The sequence below is a fragment of the Bradyrhizobium elkanii WSM2783 genome, assembly GCF_000472865.1.
Classification (GTDB): domain Bacteria; phylum Pseudomonadota; class Alphaproteobacteria; order Rhizobiales; family Xanthobacteraceae; genus Bradyrhizobium; species Bradyrhizobium elkanii_A.
On record NZ_AXAP01000002.1, the window covers coordinates 76,894 to 93,090 of the forward strand.

12 protein-coding genes and 3 pseudogenes are annotated in these 16,197 nt (G+C 60.6%); 11 read left to right on the plus strand and 4 right to left on the minus strand.

From position 1 onward, the window contains the following. Positions 1–46: 46 nt before the first annotated feature. The 10 genes and pseudogenes from YY7_RS50400 to YY7_RS0102480 all read left to right on the plus strand — a co-directional run bounded on the left by YY7_RS50400 (position 47) and on the right by YY7_RS0102480 (position 10,139). On the plus strand, positions 47–505 hold the full coding sequence (locus tag YY7_RS50400) for a winged helix DNA-binding protein (RefSeq protein ID WP_051396457.1): 459 nt from the start codon (positions 47–49) through the stop codon (positions 503–505). A gap of 148 nt (positions 506–653) precedes the next feature. Beyond that, positions 654–1,247: pseudogene (locus YY7_RS50405) on the plus strand (LysR substrate-binding domain-containing protein); the annotation flags it as partial. Between the two features lie 196 nt (positions 1,248–1,443). Then, entirely contained in the window at positions 1,444–2,595 is a 1,152-nt protein-coding gene (locus YY7_RS50410) for a transporter substrate-binding domain-containing protein (protein WP_080663543.1), read from the plus strand. A gap of 14 nt (positions 2,596–2,609) precedes the next feature. Further along, a complete protein-coding gene (locus tag YY7_RS0102445) occupies positions 2,610–3,200 on the plus strand; it encodes an ANTAR domain-containing response regulator (RefSeq protein WP_028161838.1) in 591 nt (196 codons plus the stop codon). Between the two features lie 342 nt (positions 3,201–3,542). Further along, positions 3,543–4,793, plus strand: coding sequence for a transporter substrate-binding domain-containing protein (locus YY7_RS0102450; RefSeq protein WP_028161839.1), 1,251 nt, complete (start codon positions 3,543–3,545; stop codon positions 4,791–4,793). 78 nt (positions 4,794–4,871) lie between these two features. Next, positions 4,872–5,765 carry an urea ABC transporter permease subunit UrtB gene (gene urtB, locus YY7_RS0102455; RefSeq protein ID WP_028161840.1) on the plus strand — a complete coding sequence of 298 codons (894 nt, stop codon included), beginning with the start codon at positions 4,872–4,874 and terminating at the stop codon, positions 5,763–5,765. 5 nt (positions 5,766–5,770) lie between these two features. Continuing rightward, on the plus strand, positions 5,771–6,928 hold the full coding sequence (urtC, locus tag YY7_RS0102460) for an urea ABC transporter permease subunit UrtC (protein WP_028161841.1): 1,158 nt from the start codon (positions 5,771–5,773) through the stop codon (positions 6,926–6,928). A gap of 2 nt (positions 6,929–6,930) precedes the next feature. Continuing rightward, a pseudogene (gene urtD / locus YY7_RS50415) lies at positions 6,931–7,679 on the plus strand (urea ABC transporter ATP-binding protein UrtD). Further along, on the plus strand, positions 7,676–8,374 hold the full coding sequence (urtE, locus tag YY7_RS0102475) for an urea ABC transporter ATP-binding subunit UrtE (protein WP_028161843.1): 699 nt from the start codon (positions 7,676–7,678) through the stop codon (positions 8,372–8,374). The pseudogene urtD and the gene urtE overlap by 4 nt, the downstream one beginning before the upstream one ends. Positions 8,375–8,396: 22 nt before the next feature. Further along, positions 8,397–10,139 (plus strand): nitrilase-related carbon-nitrogen hydrolase, encoded by a 1,743-nt coding sequence (locus tag YY7_RS0102480; RefSeq protein ID WP_028161844.1) that lies wholly within the window; start codon positions 8,397–8,399, stop codon positions 10,137–10,139. 740 nt (positions 10,140–10,879) lie between these two features. Here YY7_RS0102480 and YY7_RS0102485 read toward each other — a convergent pair. The 4 genes and pseudogenes from YY7_RS0102485 to YY7_RS0102505 form a co-directional block, all read right to left on the minus strand. Then, positions 10,880–11,680, minus strand: coding sequence for a hypothetical protein (locus YY7_RS0102485; protein ID WP_210164678.1), 801 nt, complete (start codon positions 11,678–11,680; stop codon positions 10,880–10,882). A gap of 71 nt (positions 11,681–11,751) precedes the next feature. Beyond that, a pseudogene (locus YY7_RS64960) lies at positions 11,752–11,988 on the minus strand (PRC-barrel domain-containing protein); the annotation flags it as partial. Between the two features lie 216 nt (positions 11,989–12,204). Further along, positions 12,205–12,630, minus strand: a complete 426-nt coding sequence (locus tag YY7_RS0102500) for a hypothetical protein (protein WP_155255006.1) — start codon at positions 12,628–12,630, stop codon at positions 12,205–12,207. 209 nt (positions 12,631–12,839) lie between these two features. After that, complete coding sequence (locus YY7_RS0102505) at positions 12,840–14,231, minus strand: patatin-like phospholipase family protein (RefSeq protein WP_080663546.1); 1,392 nt, start codon at positions 14,229–14,231, stop codon at positions 12,840–12,842. A gap of 315 nt (positions 14,232–14,546) precedes the next feature. On the opposite strand from YY7_RS0102505, the gene YY7_RS0102510 reads away from it, so the two are divergent. Next, on the plus strand, positions 14,547–16,133 hold the full coding sequence (locus tag YY7_RS0102510) for a CoA transferase (RefSeq protein ID WP_028161848.1): 1,587 nt from the start codon (positions 14,547–14,549) through the stop codon (positions 16,131–16,133). The last annotated feature ends 64 nt before the right edge of the window (positions 16,134–16,197 follow it).

The window sequence follows — 16,197 nt, forward strand, 5'->3', positions numbered from 1 at the left end:
GAGGCGCCGATCGACCCGAGAGCAAGATCCATGACTCAGTTCGAGCTTGCTCTGGTCGTCGTGCACAACGCATTCTCGCAATGGACTGTTCGGTGCGGCACGGCGGTCGGAGCAGGCCGCTTTTTCGTCGCTCGATCTTCTCGTCATCGGGTTCTTGAACTCGAAAGATCAGAAGGTTAGGGCGGCAGATATTTCCTTCGCGCTGAAGATCGAGGACACCTACACCGTACAGTATGCGCTCAAGAAGCTGGCGGCCGCACACCTGGTCGAAAGCCAGCGTTCCGGCAAGGAAACTCTGTTCCAGCTGACTTCTGCCGGACGAAATCTCTACAAGAGATATTCGATCGTCCGCTCCAATTTCCTGCTCGATGCGGTCGCGATGATCTCCGCGAACGATCTCGATCGCCTTGCCAGCGTCCTTCGCACGATTTCAGGTATCTATGAGCAGGCAGCGCGCAACGCCTCGTCGCTGAACGTCGGCGAAGAGATCAACCTCGAAAAGTGAGCCCGCTTCCGCGGTCGGCTTTTGGCGGCGCCGCAATGCCGCGCTGGCCCTGTCGTAGCCGCCAAACGGCACGGACGCATGTGACATAACATTTTATGAGTAATTTACTTGTAAAATGGTCGAATATTATTGACGAGGTGCCCCGGAAGGCCTTGAGGCCGGATATCTCGGCAGGAAGCTCTTCCTGCTGTCCGCCGCGCATCCCGAGCTCGAAATCGAACTGGTCGCCTTGCCGCGGACCTATTCGTTGGCGGCGCGCGAGGTCGGTATTTCGATCACGGTCGACCGGCCGGTGACGGGGCGGGTCACGGCGCAGAAGCTGACTGACTACACGCTCGATCTCTATGGTTCGGATATCTACTTCCAGCGGATGGGTCGTCCGAGGTCGCTGCAGGATCTCAGGAAACACGTCTTCGTCGGGTACATCCCCGAGCTTCTCTTCACCCAGCAGTTGAACTTCCTTGACTTGGGTGACGGTGTGGAAGTCGTTCCGACGATCCGCACCAGCAGCGTGATCGCGCAGGTCGACGCGGTGGTCAGCGGCGCGGCGATCGGCGTTCTGCCGCGTTATATTGCACGCGAGCGACCGGGGTTGAAGCTTCTGCTCGGAGACAAGCTCCAGGCTACGCGCAGCTACTGGATGTCTGTCCACGACGATACCCGTCAACTTCGCCGTGTCCGCGTGGTGCTCGAGGCGGTTGCGGCAGCGGTCCGCGCAGATCGCAGGTCCTTCTTGCGTTGAATTGGACGGCCCCCGCATTTCGCGCGGAAACTCGCGTTCGTTTATGGCCGAAGTTTTACGATTGCTGCATTGCAACGAGTCCCGGCCTCTGACATACTTGGTATGCGGCTCGCATGGTCGAGGTCGCCCTGAACGCGAACAGTGTGGTTCTCGGCCTCTGTAGAAGGGGCGGGGACCATTTTTTTTTGGGTGAACGCTGATGGATTCAGAGACTTGGCGCGTCGGTATCTTGTTTTCCGAGACCGGAGTGACCGGAGCGATCGAGCGCACGCAGCGGGCGGCTACGCTTCTCGCGATCGAAGAAATCAACGCGGCTGGCGGCGTATGCGGACGTCCCATTGAGCCCGTAGCCTACGATCCGGCCTCCACGCCATCTCGATATCGCGAGCTGACGGTGAAGCTCCTAGATGAGGACCGTGTGCGCGTGATCTTCGGCGGGCATATGTCGAGTACCCGCAAGGCGATGTTGCCGGTCGTCGAGGCGCGAGGCGCGTTGATGTTCTATCCGACGCTCTACGAGGGCTTCGAGTATTCGCGCCACTGCATCTTTACCGGTGCAGCTCCAAATCAGAACTCAGTTCAGCTGGTCGACTATCTCACGAAGAACTACGGAGGCCGCGTGTTTCTGGTGGGATCTAACTATGTCTATCCCTATGAGTCGAACAGGATCATTGCGGATCTCTTCGCGGGGGCCGGTGGTCATGCTGTCGACGAAATGTATGTGCCGCTCAGCTTGACCGATAGCCACATTGCAAAGATCCTCGACAGGGTCCGCACGATGAAGCCCGATGTTATTTACTCTACGATTGTCGGCGCAGGCATCGTGCCATTCTATACTGCCTTCAAAGACGCCGGGTTTGACGGCCGCCAGCTTCCGATCGCCAGTCAATCGACCAGCGAAGCTGATGTCGTTCTGATGCGGCCCGATGTTGCTGAAGGCCATGTCACAGCCGCGCCATTCTTTCAGACCATCGATACGCCGGCCGCCCGCGCGTTCGTTGATGCCTACCATAAGCGGGTAGGGAAGGACTGGCCGATGACGGCGCCCGCCGAAGCGGCTTACTTCTCGGTTCACCTCTTCGCGGCAGCACTGGAGCGGAGCCGCAGCGACCATCTCGAAGAGCTGCTGCGGTCGCTCTGGGAAGTGGAGTATGACGCGCCGCAGGGACCGGTCCAGGTCGATGCCAACACCAACCACACGCATCTGTGGCCGCGCGTAGCGCGCGTTGATGCCACTGGAAATTACCGCGTCGTGCATGATGCCGGAGTGAGGGTGCCACCCGACCCCTTCATGCTGGAGGTCCGCTTCAAGCATGAACCGGGAAGTGCATGGGCATTGTCCTACTGAGCGAGGCCAAATCCATGTCCGTCGCTCTTCTCAAGGATCTTCGCGACCTCGACGTTGCCGTGATCCACCCATTCGATGCCGACGGCGAACGGCTTGTCGAGCATCTGCGCCGTATCGGTTGCATGGCGAACCTGCTGTGGCCGGTACCTTCGTCCGTGCCCAAGGAATGCGACGTGGTCTTTCTCTCGATGGAAGACGAGGCTCGCGAGGAGATCGGGCAACTGCTGAAGTCGATGCCGAATCCGCCGCCGACCATACTTGCCATTGTGAGCTATGAGAATCCGTCGATGCTGCAGATGGTGCTCGAGAGCGGCGCATTGTCGGTGATCGAGCGTCCGATCAAGCCGTTTGGCGTGCTCACGAATCTCGCGATCGCCCGCAATCTCTGGCTGCAACGGCAACGTCTCTTGAAAGAGGCGCGCAAGTACAAGAGGAAGGTTCTGGGCGATCAGAAAATTGCGCGCGCAAAGGCGATCCTGATGGCGGCGAACAATTTGAACGAGCAGGACGCCTATGCAAAGCTGCGCCAAGAGGCGATGGCGCAGCGTCTTCCGATCGACGAGATTGCAAATTCAGTCATCAATTCCGAAATCCTCTTGCGTTAGATAAAAAACGATGCTTGTATTTTCCGACATCTGAAACAGATGTTCCTGGCGCATCCCCTCAACCGTTGAGGCCATGTTCTAGGTGTGTGGCGTGTAGCACACGCGACACTGCGGCGATGGAGCCCGCTCAATCCTCTGAACAGAGGAGAGTGCGGGTTTTTTGTTGCCTGCTGACAAGGCCGTCAGCCCATTCATTTCGGGATGATCGTCAAGTCGACATGTTGTTCGACCGATGGCGCTCGCCTTGAGCTCGGCAGGTGTTGGCTTGAATTTGCCGGCGCCGGACGAAGGGAGATGGATGTTTTTCCGCTTTCATCGACTTTTGGAAACAGGGGAAGTTCTATGAACGTAAGTCGTCGTCACCTTCTGAAAGCAGCCGCGCTGGGTTCCGCCAGCCTCGCCGCACCACACATTGTGGGCCGTGCTTTTGCGGCCGAGCCGATCAAGGTCGGCGCGCTCTACTCGCAGACGGGAAATCTGGCAGTGGCGGAGAAGCTGCTCGCCAATGGCGTGTCGATGGCCGTCGCCGAAATCAATGCCACGGGCGGCGTCCTGGGCCGTCCCGTCGAGGTCGTCGTTGAGGATGGGGCGTCCGATCCGAAGACATTCTCGGAGAAGGCCTCCAAGCTGATCGTCAAGGACAAGATCATGACCGTCTTTGGCTGCCACACCTCCGCGAGCCGCAAGGCTGTACTGCCGATTTTCGAGAAGCGCGGTGCGATGCTGTTCTATCAAACCCACTACGAAGGGTTCGAGTGCTCGCGCAACGTGATTTACTCCGGCGCCGTGCCGAACCATCAGCTCGGGAACTATATTCCCTGGATCGTGAAGACTCTCGGAAAGAAGAAGTTCTTCATCGTTGGTTCGAACTACATTTACCCACGCGAGATGGCGAAAGTTTCCAAGAAGCTGATCGAGGCCGCTGGCGCCCAATGGGTGGCCGACGAGTATCTCGAGCTCGGCCATTCCGAGTGGGCGGTCATGGTGAAGAAGATCAAGGAGTCGGCCGCTGATGTCGTCTTGTCCAATGTCGTCGGTGACTCCATCATCGCATTCTATCGAGAGTTCAAGAACCAGGGCATCTCGCAGGCCGACATCCCGATTTGCGCAACTGTGACGTCGGAAATCGAGATCGCCGCCATGGGCGCGGATTACGCGGCTGGTAGCTATACCTCGTTCCCATATTTCATGTCGCTCGACATGCCCGGCAACAAGAGCTTCATCGAGCGCTTCCGTAAATTCGTCAACGATCCTAAGCAGGTCACTTATCATTCGCTGGAGGCCGCCTACTTCCAGGTCTTCCTGTGGAAGCAGGCGGTGGAGAAGAGCAAGGATCTCGGCGCAGAGGGGATCCGGACCGGCATCGCAGGTCAGAGCTACGAGGCGCCCGGCGGTAAGGTGACGATCGACGCCGATAATCTGCATTGCTGGCTGACGCCGCGCATCGGTCAGTGGCAGGCGGACGGCCAGAGCAAGGTTGTCGATGCATATCCGCACCCGATCAAGCCGCTTCCGTATTTCGCCTATGGCGAAACCGAATCCAATCTCTTCTGCACCTCGAAAGGCCTCGATACGGCGAAGTTGAAGATCTGAGCTCATCACTCAGCCCGTGAGACGATCTTCGCCTCACGGGCTATGACACCGACAAGCGCAGGATTTGCGGTACGCTTCATGATCGACGTTTTTTTCATCGGCCTTAGCTTGAGCTCGATTCTGCTGCTGGTCGCGCTCGGCCTTGCGATCACCTACGGTGCCATGGGCGTCATCAACATGGCGCATGGCGAGATCGTGATGGCAGGGGCCTACGTGGCGGTGCTCTCGGGGATATGGCTGAAGACCAGCTTCTATGTGGCCTTACCACTGGCCTTTCTCGCCGCTGCAGCCCTTGGCTGGATCATCGAACGTCTGGTGGTGAGCCGTCTCTACGGGCGGCTTCTCGACACCCTGCTCGCGACGTGGGGAGTCTCCATGCTGATTCAGCAGGCGATCCGGCTCGAGTTCGGCTTGACGTTCCTGGGGATCCACATCGCTGGCTTGGGAAGTGGCCTGCAGAATGTCGCCGTGCCTCCAGAACTTCAGGGGGTGGTCAACATCGCCGGCCTCGAACTCAATGCCTACCGTGGCTTCATCGTGCTCGTGACCGTGGTGCTCACCGCGCTGACCTGGTTCATCATGTACCGGACGTCGCTCGGAATGAAGGTCCGCGCGATCATTCGCAACCCGAAAATGGCGGCCGCTTGCGGTATCGACGTCAGGAAGGTCAATGCGCTCACCTTCGCTTATGGCTCGGGACTAGCCGGTGTTGCCGGCGTCATGATGTCAGGCTTCAAGGGGGTCTCGCCTGATCTCGGTTCGAGCATGGTGGTCGACGGCTTCATGGTTGTAGTCACCGGCGGCCTCGGTAGCCTGATCGGTACCATCATGGCATCCGGACTTCTGGGAGAAACCAATGCGCTCGTCGCAGTCGCGACCAACGACATCCTGGCGCGCGCCGTGATCTTCGCGGCCGTGATTCTCGTCATCGTCTTGAAGCCCGAAGGGCTGTTCTCGTTCAAACGTCGCTGAGCTCCATGACTCTCGATCGCAGGCTGACACTTTGCGCTTACGCGCTGTTCATTGTCGCAATCTTTGCGGTGCCGCTGTTCGTCGACGAATTTGGGCTGAACCGGATCGCCAAGTTTCTCGTCTATGGCATGCTCGGCATCGCGATCGCGCTGTCCTGGGGCTACGCGGGTATCCTCAATCTCGGGCAGGGGCTTTTCTTCGGGCTCGGCGCCTACATGCTCGCCATGTCGCTGAAACTGGCGAGCCCAACTAGCCTGCAACAGGGTGCGGACAAGCCGGTGCCGGACTTCATGCTCTGGAATGCCGAGCCGGGTGCGCCGACCGACCTGTGTTGCATCAACAAGGCATCATTTCTCTGGCTGCCGTTCCAGCACCAGAGCTTCGGTCTCGTCATGGGAATTGCGCTGCCGGTGATCGTGGCGGCTTTGCTGGGCATCATTGTATTTCGCAAGCGGATCGAAGGGCCTTTTGTCTCGATCATCACGCTGGCCCTGGTGCTGCTCGTTCGCCTCGTGCTGGTCGATGCGCAGCCGGTCACGGGTGGATTCAACGGGCTGACGGACCTCGCCTCGCTTGAGATATTCGGCTTCGAGTTCGATCCCTACAGCAAGGGCACGTACTGGCTGGTCGCAAGTATCCTTACATTGACCCTTGTGTGGACGCGCCTGATCGTCGAGACCCGAGCCGGTCTGGTGTTGCAGGCGGCGCGGGACGACCAGCGGCGCGTTCGCTATCTCGGTTTCGACGTCTCGCTTTACCAGACGTTCTTCTTTTGCGTGGCGGCGGCGATCTCGGGCGTGGCGGGCATGCTCTATGTGATCGTCGCGCAGTTTGCCTCGCCGACCTTCATGGATCTTGCCTTCTCCGTGACGATGGTGGTCTGGGCGGCCGTCGGCGGCCGCGCTTCCATCCTGGGCGCGTGCGTTGGAGCGATTCTGATCAACATGATGGAGGCCGGCATCAGCGAAACGGAGGCGCTGGTCGGAGCCTGGAAAGCGATCATAGGACTGGTTTTCGTGCTGACCGTCCTGTTCCTTCCTCGGGGCCTCGGTGGGCTCTTGCATGACCTGATCGGGCGATTTGCTTCGGTCGGGCGTGACAAGCGGCGTGTTGCTCATGTTCCGATGTCCGGCGCGGCCGTCACGGAAACCAAGGAGGCTTGAGAATGTCGGCGGTCGCGATCACGATCGACGGGCTCGGCGTGAACTTCGGCGGCTTCAAGGCGGTCGACAACGTCTCGCTCACCGTCGATGACGGAGAGCTTCGCGTTCTGCTCGGTGCGAACGGTGCCGGGAAGACCACCTTGATGGATCTGGTGAGCGGAAAGACACCAAGCACGGATGGACGCGTCTGGATCTATGACACCGAGATCACAAACTGGCCCGAACATCTGATCGCCCGTGCAGGCGTGGGCCGCAAGTTTCAGATCCCGAGCGTGTTTCGCGACCTGACCGTGAAGCAGAACCTGCAGGTCGCGAGCTGCCGGCGGACCGCAGTGATCGCAAATCTCGGCTTCGGCCATCCGGCGACCGCGCGCGAGAAGGTCGATCGTGCGATCGAGCTGATCGGGCTCCGTGACCAGATCAATACGGCCGCGGCCGATCTCAGCCATGGGCAGACCCAATGGCTCGAGCTCGGAATCCTGATGGTTCAGAACCCCAAAGTGATCCTGCTGGACGAGCCGACGGCCGGCATGACGCAAGCGGAAACCATGAGAACCGCAGAGATCATCAACGGCATGAAAGGGCAGCACACGATGCTCGTGGTCGAGCACGATGGGGCTTCGTGCGCGAGATTGCGCAGCGGATCACGGTTCTCCATCTCGGCCGCGTCCTGGCCGAGGGCGGGATCTCGGAGATCGAGGCGAACCCGAAGGTCCGCGCAGCCTATCTCGGGTCAAAGGGGGTGTCGTGACGCTCCAGCTCTCCAATATCGACAGCTTTTACGGCCGCAGCCACGTCCTTCACGGTTTGTCGCTTACAGTTCCGGCAGGGCAGGTGACGAGCGTCATGGGCCGGAACGGGACCGGCAAGACGACGCTCCTGAAAACGATCATGGCGCTCACGGATCACGCCGACGGGCGCATCGTCCTCAATGGCGAGGATCTGTCGGCCAAGCCGACGCATTTGAGGGCTGCCGCCGGGATCGCATACGTGCCGCAGGGGCGCGAGATCATCGCCGACTTCACGATCCGGGAAAACATCCTGATGGGCTGCTTTGCCCGCCGCGATGGCAAGCGCGTTTTGCCGGATTTCATCGGAAAGCTGTTTCCTTACCTCACCGAGAATCTCGATCGGCCAGGCGGCTTGCTGTCCGGCGGACAGCAGCAGCAGCTCGCGATCGCGCGCGCGCTCGCCGCCGACCCGAAGGTGTTGCTGCTCGACGAGCCGAATGAGGGCATCCAGCCGTCGATCGTCGAGGAGATCGAGCGCATCATCGTTCGGCTCAATCGCGAGATGGGGCTGACCGTCGTCCTCGTCGATCAGAATATCGACTTCGTTCGCTTCGCGTCTCACAGTTTCGCGATGCTCGAGAAGGGGCAGATCGTTGCGTCGGGCCCGATCTCAACTCTCACCGACACGCTCGTTCACGAGCACATGGCCGTCTGACGGCGCCTTCCGGAGTACATCAATGACAACATCCACGAGCTACCGCGCCGCAACGGTTCAATTCGAGCCGACCATGTACGAGAAGGAGCGCAATCTCGCGCGTCTGATCAAGCTCTGCACCGAGGCCGCAGCCGAGGGCGCGCGCCTGATCGTCACCCCCGAGATGGGGACGACGGGGTACTGCTGGTATGATCGCGATGAGGTCAAGCCATTCGTCGAGACCATACCTGGCCCGTCGACGGATCGTTTTCAGCGGATTTGCGAGCAGTACAACTGCTACATCGTTCTCGGGATGCCTGAGGTCGATCCCGCGACCGAGCTCTACTACAATACGGCCGTTCTTATCGGACCGAACGGGATCGTCGGTCGGCATCGTAAATCGCACCCCTATATCGCCGAGCCCAAATGGGCGGCGAACGGTAACGTCGCGCATCAGGTCTTCGATACCGAACTCGGCCGGATCGGAATGCTGGTCTGCATGGACCTGCACTTTTTCGAGACTGCACGCATCGAGGCGGTCGCGGGCGCCGACGTGATCTGCCACATCTCGAACTGGCTGCAGGAGCGCACGCCTGCGCCTTACTGGATCAACCGGGCATTCGAGAATTCCTGCTACGTGATCGAGGCGAACCGTTGGGGATTGGAGCGCACCGTGCAGTTCTCGGGCGGCAGCTGCATCATCGAGCCGGACGGCCGCGTGGCGGCGTCGATCGATGCCGGGGACGGCATCGCTTATGCAGAAATCGATCTGAGCAGGTCACGCAAACGCGAGGTGCTCGGCGAGAAAGTGTTTGAGAAACGGCGCCCGGAGCTCTACCCCGAACTGATGACCAACAGTTTCACCTGGAATCCGGGGGATTTTTTCAAGCTCTACGGCTACCAGCCGATTCCGAAGGGGAAGCTGTCGCAGCTGGCGGTCGTGCAATTTTCGCCAGCCGACGATGTCACTGCAAATCTGGCGACCATCGAGCATCGCGCCCGCGAGCTCGTCGGGACTGCCAAGCCCGACATGGTCGTCTTTCCCGAACTGTCATTGACCGGCTTGACCGATCCGGCAGCGCACGCCGAGGAACTGGAGGGGCCCGCCGTCAAGGCGTTGACCCGCCTCGCCATGAAGCTGAGGACGTATATCGTTGCCGGTCTTGCCGAGCGCGATGGCAATTGCATTTACAATACGGCCGTCCTCGCGGGCCCCGAGGGCCTCGTCGGGAGCTATCGCAAGATTCACCTCGGCAATGCGGATGCAGGCTGGGCGACAGCGGGCGACAGATGGAAGGTCTTCGATCTTGCCATGGGCCGGGTCGGCATCGCCATCGGGCACGACGCGCTCTATCCCGAGGCCATCCGCTCCTTGGCGCTGCGCGGATGCGATATCGTCGCTTGCCCGTCGGCGATCGCGGGCGTCTTCACGGGATCGCATACAGGGACTGCCATCCCGCACAACTATCCGATCCCGAAAGGCGCCGATCCGTATCATTGGCACGCCTTCCGTACGCGCGGTGGCGAGAACAACGTTTATCTGGCGTTCGCAAACGTGTTCGATCCCCCGCGCGGCTTCCTGGGGACGAGTGCCGTCTTTGGTCCGGACAATTTCGTCTTCCCGCGGCAGGAAACCGCCATCCTCGATCAGGAGGAGGGCGCCGTCACCACCATCGATACGAGCAATCTCGATACGCCATATCCAACCAACATCGTGCGGCGCAAGGATCTCGTCGTGATGCGTTTGCCGCACCACTACTTGCCCCTGGTGACATGGCATCAGTAGCAGAGCGGAAATGACCTGGCGTCGCGTGGCCATAGACACCGCAAAGCATCGATTCCCTACAGATGCAAACGGCCATCGCCATCTCCCGCGCTGCCGACACAGTGCTATTGTCCGAGTAGCAGCATAAGGAGCAGGCAACGAATTAGGTGAAACGACCGTTGTCAAAGCGGGGCGGAAACGCGCGACGCCCAAAAAAATCAACGGCTTAGAAGATGTTCATTGCGTTCGGGGCGCAGTGGTCGCCCTCCGTACATATTCGCCGCGGCTTTCGCTCAGCAGGGTTCGATGTCGGTATCGGTGGTTCCGTCTCCCGGATTTGAAACTGCAATCCGAGCCAGGCGAAATTCTGTCCAGAGACACCGCGTTCTGGCGGAACCGAAAATGCGCACCGTCGATTTTTCGGGACGGAGATCGGTTTCACCCGATCGGCAGCCCGAGGTCTTTCAATATTCCTTCGTATGGTGCCCCGAATCCCCGACGTGTCGCACGCGTCGGTCCATCCAGCTTTACGCGTTCTCGCAGTTGGATTTCACGCTGTAAGCCATTGACCTTTATGGGGTGTATCTTGGTCCAGTTGGAAAAATTCTCTCGAGAAATCAATGGTCGCAGCGTGTCTCTTAATCAGCGGGTCCCAGGTTCGAGCCCTGGTGCGCCCACCAGAAGTCCGGGGCGCAGTTCTGCGCCCCGTGTTCCCTGAGGCTGGGATCCGGCTCACGGAATAAATGCAAGCGCCATCGGGCTCAATGGGCGCGGGGAAACACATAAGTCAGACGCAACTGGAAGCCCCATCCCGGACCGCCCTGCGGCGTCTCGGCGTAATATCGAACGAGGCCGCCGACCTGAATCACCTGCGGGCCAATCTTGGCGAGCTGATTGAGACCGAGATTGATCGGCACCATCCACTGCCTCGAGGCCCAGTCATACGTGCTTTCGGAGCTCAAAAAGACTGTCGTCTGCGTCTTTGGGAACGTGTATGTCAGGAACGGCTGGAGAAAGCTCGCGTTCACGCGCTCTCGCCCGAAGGTCTCGTTGCTGAGGGACCAGATGTGATTGGCCAGCACGCCGTATAGCCAGTGACCGTTCTGCTGAAGGACGATCCCGGTGACACCGCTCCCCCATTGGTGGTGACCCAGCACCTCGTCGGTCGCTGTCGGATACAGAAAAACCGGGCCGACGCCCCAAGTGACACCGTTCACGGGTTTCGCCGGTGAGAGAAAAAAGCTCTGCACCACGTCGCCCAAGCCCGACTCGTAGGTCGGAAAGAGCCTTTCGACGTGGGTGACGGGTATGATCGTGCGAGTGATGAGATTCCAGTTCTCGCTCAACGAAAAGGGAACGACCGGTTCGATGTTCAACGTGTACCGGAACGCGTCGCTGCGTCCATCCTTGGCGCCGTAGTCGAAATTGCTCTTCAACGGCACTTGAATGAGATTGGCAATCGGGTTTGCGAGCTGCTGTCCGAGTCCTGAACTATGTTCGCCCGATTCTGTCGGTTCTCGCGGGCCCTCTGCGGCGGAAGCGGCGCCGGTGAAGAGCAGCACGGCCACGCATCCATGCGCGATGGCGCGAGGCCGCGGCGACCGAGCACGCCTCGATAGCACCGACGCCGGTGTCATCGCGGGCCATACTCGAAGGCCGGTATCGCCTTCAAGGCCTCCTTCGTGGCGCCCGCCAAGACCAGCCTTCCGTCCTTCAGCGCGAAGCGGCCCACCGGAAGCGCGATATCGTGCTTTCCGACTTTCAGGAATCCGCCGACGCCGACGATCGCGTATGAGACGGACTTCTCGGTGGAAATAATGATGTCGTCTATTGTCCCGATCTTCTCGTCCTTGTCGTTCCAGACGGCCTGCCCGAGGACTTGCCGTTTGACGCTTCAGCCCACCGCCAGTTCGCGGAGCTCGGCGGCTGCCACGCCAATGAGCGTGCTTCCGGCGACCTGCGCACCAGCGGCGCCGTTCATCAAGGGGAGGGCGATTGCGGCTAGAAAGTACATTTGCCTGATATGTTTCACGGGTGCGCCTCAAAGGAGTCTGTCGGGATATTGACGAATGTCGTTTGCGTCGTGCTACGCAGGAGCTTGCACAGCGGCTTCCTCCGCCGCGGTTCTCGCCAGCCGCGCCTCGATCGCTACGTGTTCGGCGCGCTCAATTGCGAACAGCGCGACTTCGAAAGCTTGCGCGGCCAGATCTTCGCTCTCAGTTGCTTGACGCTGCAGCCTCGTGACGTCACGTCGTTGCTTCCATTCCGCGGCCCTCTCTTCGAGACAGTCCAACTTGGCCTTTTCCCAGGCGTCAATGCGTCGGGCTGCGTTCTCGATTGAGGACCGGCGAGCGTCGATGTGGAGCTCCAGTTCGGCAAGATGCGCCCGGATTTCGGCCTCGGTGGCGGTCACCTCGGCCTGCATCCTGGCACTGATGGACGATAGGGCATCGTCGATCCTGGTGAGTTGCAAACGCAACTTGTCGCAAAATTGGTCGATCTTGTCGTTCATGAGGTCTCCCCGACGCTGTACCCGCGGACCGTTGACGTGTGATGCCACGGCGTGAATCTGAACGAGAATGGGCGTCCGCCTCGTCGACAAGCTTCTGAAACGATACGCACCCGGCCGTTCTTTCTTAGCGGCTAGTGTCGCGGTGACCGAGCCAAACGGGACAAAGGCGCGCAAATCCTTGCAAAGGCGCCGTACATCCAGCGGTAGCATCAGCGTATCTTAGGTTGAGCGAGAACAGCGTCCGAGCCCGACTTGATGAGCAGATCGACATCGTCGGCAGGCAGTTTGAAACGCGTTGGAATCGCCGAGAGTCTTGCTGCCAGTTGTGGTCCGAATTGGCTGAACGAGACTTCAGCGACCTCGAAGCTAATGTCGTTACATCGCCAGTCGGCCGCCGCGCCAAATCGCCTTGCCTCTCCTTGCGGCAGGCTGCATCGCCAATGTCTGACTGAGCGTTCCCATTCCTGAAGTGTGAGGCGAAACGCGTCGAAGCCGCTGCGAACGGCCGAACTGATAGCGGTATCAGTCACTGCGTCGAGAAGTTCAACGCCTGCGGGGCCTTCCAGCGTGCGAGACCAGCCACCGGACGGCGCTTGCCCTGAATTCACGACGATGAAGACGATTCTTCGCAAGCGCACGGCTTTATCGCGTGTCAGAGGCAGGTAGGGCGCGGCCGCTGCCGCGCGCGCGATGACGAGGCCGGAAAGTCCAAAGTTGTCGGTAATGCCGCCGTCCGCGAGCTTCAGGTATCTGACCTTGTCGGGATCGCGATAGTCGGCCAATGCCGTGGCAAACGCGCGCGCCTGCGATCCCGTATTTCGATCGGCAAGGATCGCATCCAGCCAACGCGGCAGAGGCGCCGGACATGACGATGCAAAGCTTTCCAGCACGATCGGCGTAAAGACGACCGGGACCGCAGCCGAGGCCGCGACCGCCGTCGACAATGGAAACTCCTTGAGGTCGCTGCACAACGCGGAGAATGTCACCGGCGAGAACACGAATGGCGTTCTGTGAAGCAGGTCGGACGCATTGATCCAGATGATCGGCTTGCCGGGCCTCAGGAGCTCTCCCATTGTGGCGCCATCAAAGAGATTTCGATCGAGCCAGCCCGTTAGGCGGCTCGCACTGTTCGCGCCTCCCTGCAAGCCACGCGAGAAATTCGCGAGGTCGATCTCGGTTCGCAGTGCTTCCTCGGCATTTCTCAGCAGGAAGCGTTCCCGGAAATCAACCAGTGCCTCGCGCCCTTTGAGGCCGAAATACGCCGCAGTCACGGAGCCTCCGGAGACTCCCGTCACGAACATGACGCGATCCAGGTAGCTTCCACCGCCTGGTGAGCGAACCTGGTCCAGTCCGCGGAGCGCACCGAAGGCAAACGCGGCCGCTCGCGTTCCGCCACCGGAAAACGCAAGACCGATCGCGGTGTCGCCGTCGAACTCCGGGACGGTCATGCGGGCCGATTTGGCACTATGCTGTGCGGGCAGATTTGCAACCTGGTTGAGCTCTGCACAGTGCGTGAGCACCAGGCACAGCGACAGCCCTGCGATTGCGAGCCCAAGCCGACAAGTGAAGGCCGAGCGCCAGTCCATGGTCCTGGATGGCATGATGCTGCTGATCCCCAAATCTGCAGGGCCACCTCTATGCCTGCTCGGTGAGGAAGCTCAGTCAAGCTCTCCTAATTCCTGCAAATCCTTCCAAACGATGCCGCCTCGCGGTCCTCATCGCGGCGCCAAGACTTCGTCCGATCGCGATCGACATCGCGGCTTCGTCTTTGGAAGGATTTGCCGGCCTTTCTTCAGCTTAACTCGATCGCTCTAACGGCGGCTGTTTCTGTCGGTCCGCGCAGCGGTGCCGCTGTAGGCTTAAAACCTGCTTACGGCCGCTGCTCTCACGCAAGATCTGCAGGGGCGAGCCTTCAAATGATTACACAGGAATTTCAGAAGAAGACCTTCGATGCGATTGTTGCCGCGCTCCCTTTCGCCCTTGATCCGAGCAAAGTTACGATCGAGCCCGGTGCTTCATATACGATCAGCCCCATCAAGGCGCATGATTATGCCGCCGGCGTCATGGCCGCCTTCGGCTGCGTCGTCGAGCATATTGGTCGGCTGCGCGGCCTGCCGTCGCAAACGATGAAACTCAACCGTCGCCGTTGCGGCCTCCTGCTCAATTCCGCTCAGTTGCAGTTCCTCAACGGCTATGGCTGCCTGATGGACACTTGGCCGATCGGTCCGGACAACGGCACCTATCGTGCCAAGGACGGCCGCTACGTCACCATGATCGGCCTGCATCCGCATCTGCGCGATGCGCTGCTCGATTATTTCCAGTGCTCCAACGCCGCGCATGCCATTCAGGCGGCGGTGGAGAAGAAGCCGGCGCAGCAGATCGAGGATGAGATGGCGGCGCGGCGCATTCCCGCGGGCATCGTGCGCAGCCCTGAGGAATGGCTCGCTCATCCGCAAGGCGCGGCCACAGCGAAACTGCCGATGGTGGAGATCGAGCAGCACGGCAACGGCGGCAAGCGCAGGCTCGGCAAGGCAGCAGCGCGCCCGCTCGAAGGCGTGCGCGTCGTCGAGATGGCGCATCTGGTTGCCGGTCCGACTATTGGGCGGCTGCTCGCCGAGCAGGGCGCCGAAGTGATCAAGATTCAGCCGCCGGTCGGCGACTGGGTGCTGCCGCTGTGGCTCGACGTCAATTGGGGCAAGAAGTGCATCCTGACCGACCTGAAGAGCCGCTCGGGCAGGGCGCGCCTGGCCGCCCTGCTGGCGGAAGCCGACGTGCTGGTCAACAGCAATTCACCCGGCGCGCTCGAGCGCTTGGGGCTCGATGAGGCCGCGCTGCGCGAGATCAATCCGAGCCTGGTCTATGCCGGAGCGACCTATGCGTCGCCGGGCACGCCATGGGCGGATCGCAAGGGCTTCGAGCAGATCGGCCAGGCCGTCAGCGGCATGATGCATGCCAATTCGGTCGGCATGGACGAGCCGACGCTGATCTCGGTGCTGCTCAATGACTACATCACCGGCTATCTCGCAGCGATCGGCGCAGTCGCGGCGCTGGCCGAGCGCGAGGAGAAGGGCGGTTTCTGGAAAACCGGCGCCTCGCTTAGCCGCTGCGCCACGATGGCCGCAAGCCTTACTGCGCCTCGCGACGCCGAACCTTATGAGCCCGTGAGCGTGCAGGACATGGTCGAGCACGGCATTGACCAGGATACGCCGCTCGGCACCTTCACGCGCCTGTCGTCTGCCGTCGAATTCAGCCACACGCCATCGATGCTGACGCTGCCGACGGGGCTCCCCGGCAATTATCCGGATACCACGACCTGGTCGACCGAGCCGGCCGCCACTGCCGATCTTCGTCTCCCGCACATCCTGTCGCACATCGCGCGCCATGGCGGTATCCGCAATCTCGTGCCAGGCCACGGCATCGAAGACCGCGGTGACGGTGGCGGCGGCCTCAGCCTCGCATCGAAGAGTTTGCTCGCGATCGTGCTCGCCGGCCGCAAGCTCTGAGCGAGCCGGCGCGGCGGCAAAAGTTCCTTTTGCAACCATTTGCGGGAATTTGGAGCGCTTCACT

Excerpts from the sequence above, each read along its gene's own strand:
- urtC (WP_028161841.1), top strand. The coding sequence starts at position 5,771 with ATGACTCTCGATCGCAGGCTGACACTTTGCGCTTACGCGCTGTTCATT.
- YY7_RS0102505 (WP_080663546.1), bottom strand. The coding sequence starts at position 14,231 with ATGCCATCCAGGACCATGGACTGGCGCTCGGCCTTCACTTGTCGGCTT.
- YY7_RS0102510 (WP_028161848.1), top strand. The coding sequence starts at position 14,547 with ATGATTACACAGGAATTTCAGAAGAAGACCTTCGATGCGATTGTTGCC.
- YY7_RS0102445 (WP_028161838.1), top strand. The coding sequence starts at position 2,610 with ATGTCCGTCGCTCTTCTCAAGGATCTTCGCGACCTCGACGTTGCCGTG.
- YY7_RS0102500 (WP_155255006.1), bottom strand. The coding sequence starts at position 12,630 with ATGAACGACAAGATCGACCAATTTTGCGACAAGTTGCGTTTGCAACTC.
- YY7_RS0102450 (WP_028161839.1), top strand. The coding sequence starts at position 3,543 with ATGAACGTAAGTCGTCGTCACCTTCTGAAAGCAGCCGCGCTGGGTTCC.
- YY7_RS0102480 (WP_028161844.1), top strand. The coding sequence starts at position 8,397 with ATGACAACATCCACGAGCTACCGCGCCGCAACGGTTCAATTCGAGCCG.
- urtB (WP_028161840.1), top strand. The coding sequence starts at position 4,872 with ATGATCGACGTTTTTTTCATCGGCCTTAGCTTGAGCTCGATTCTGCTG.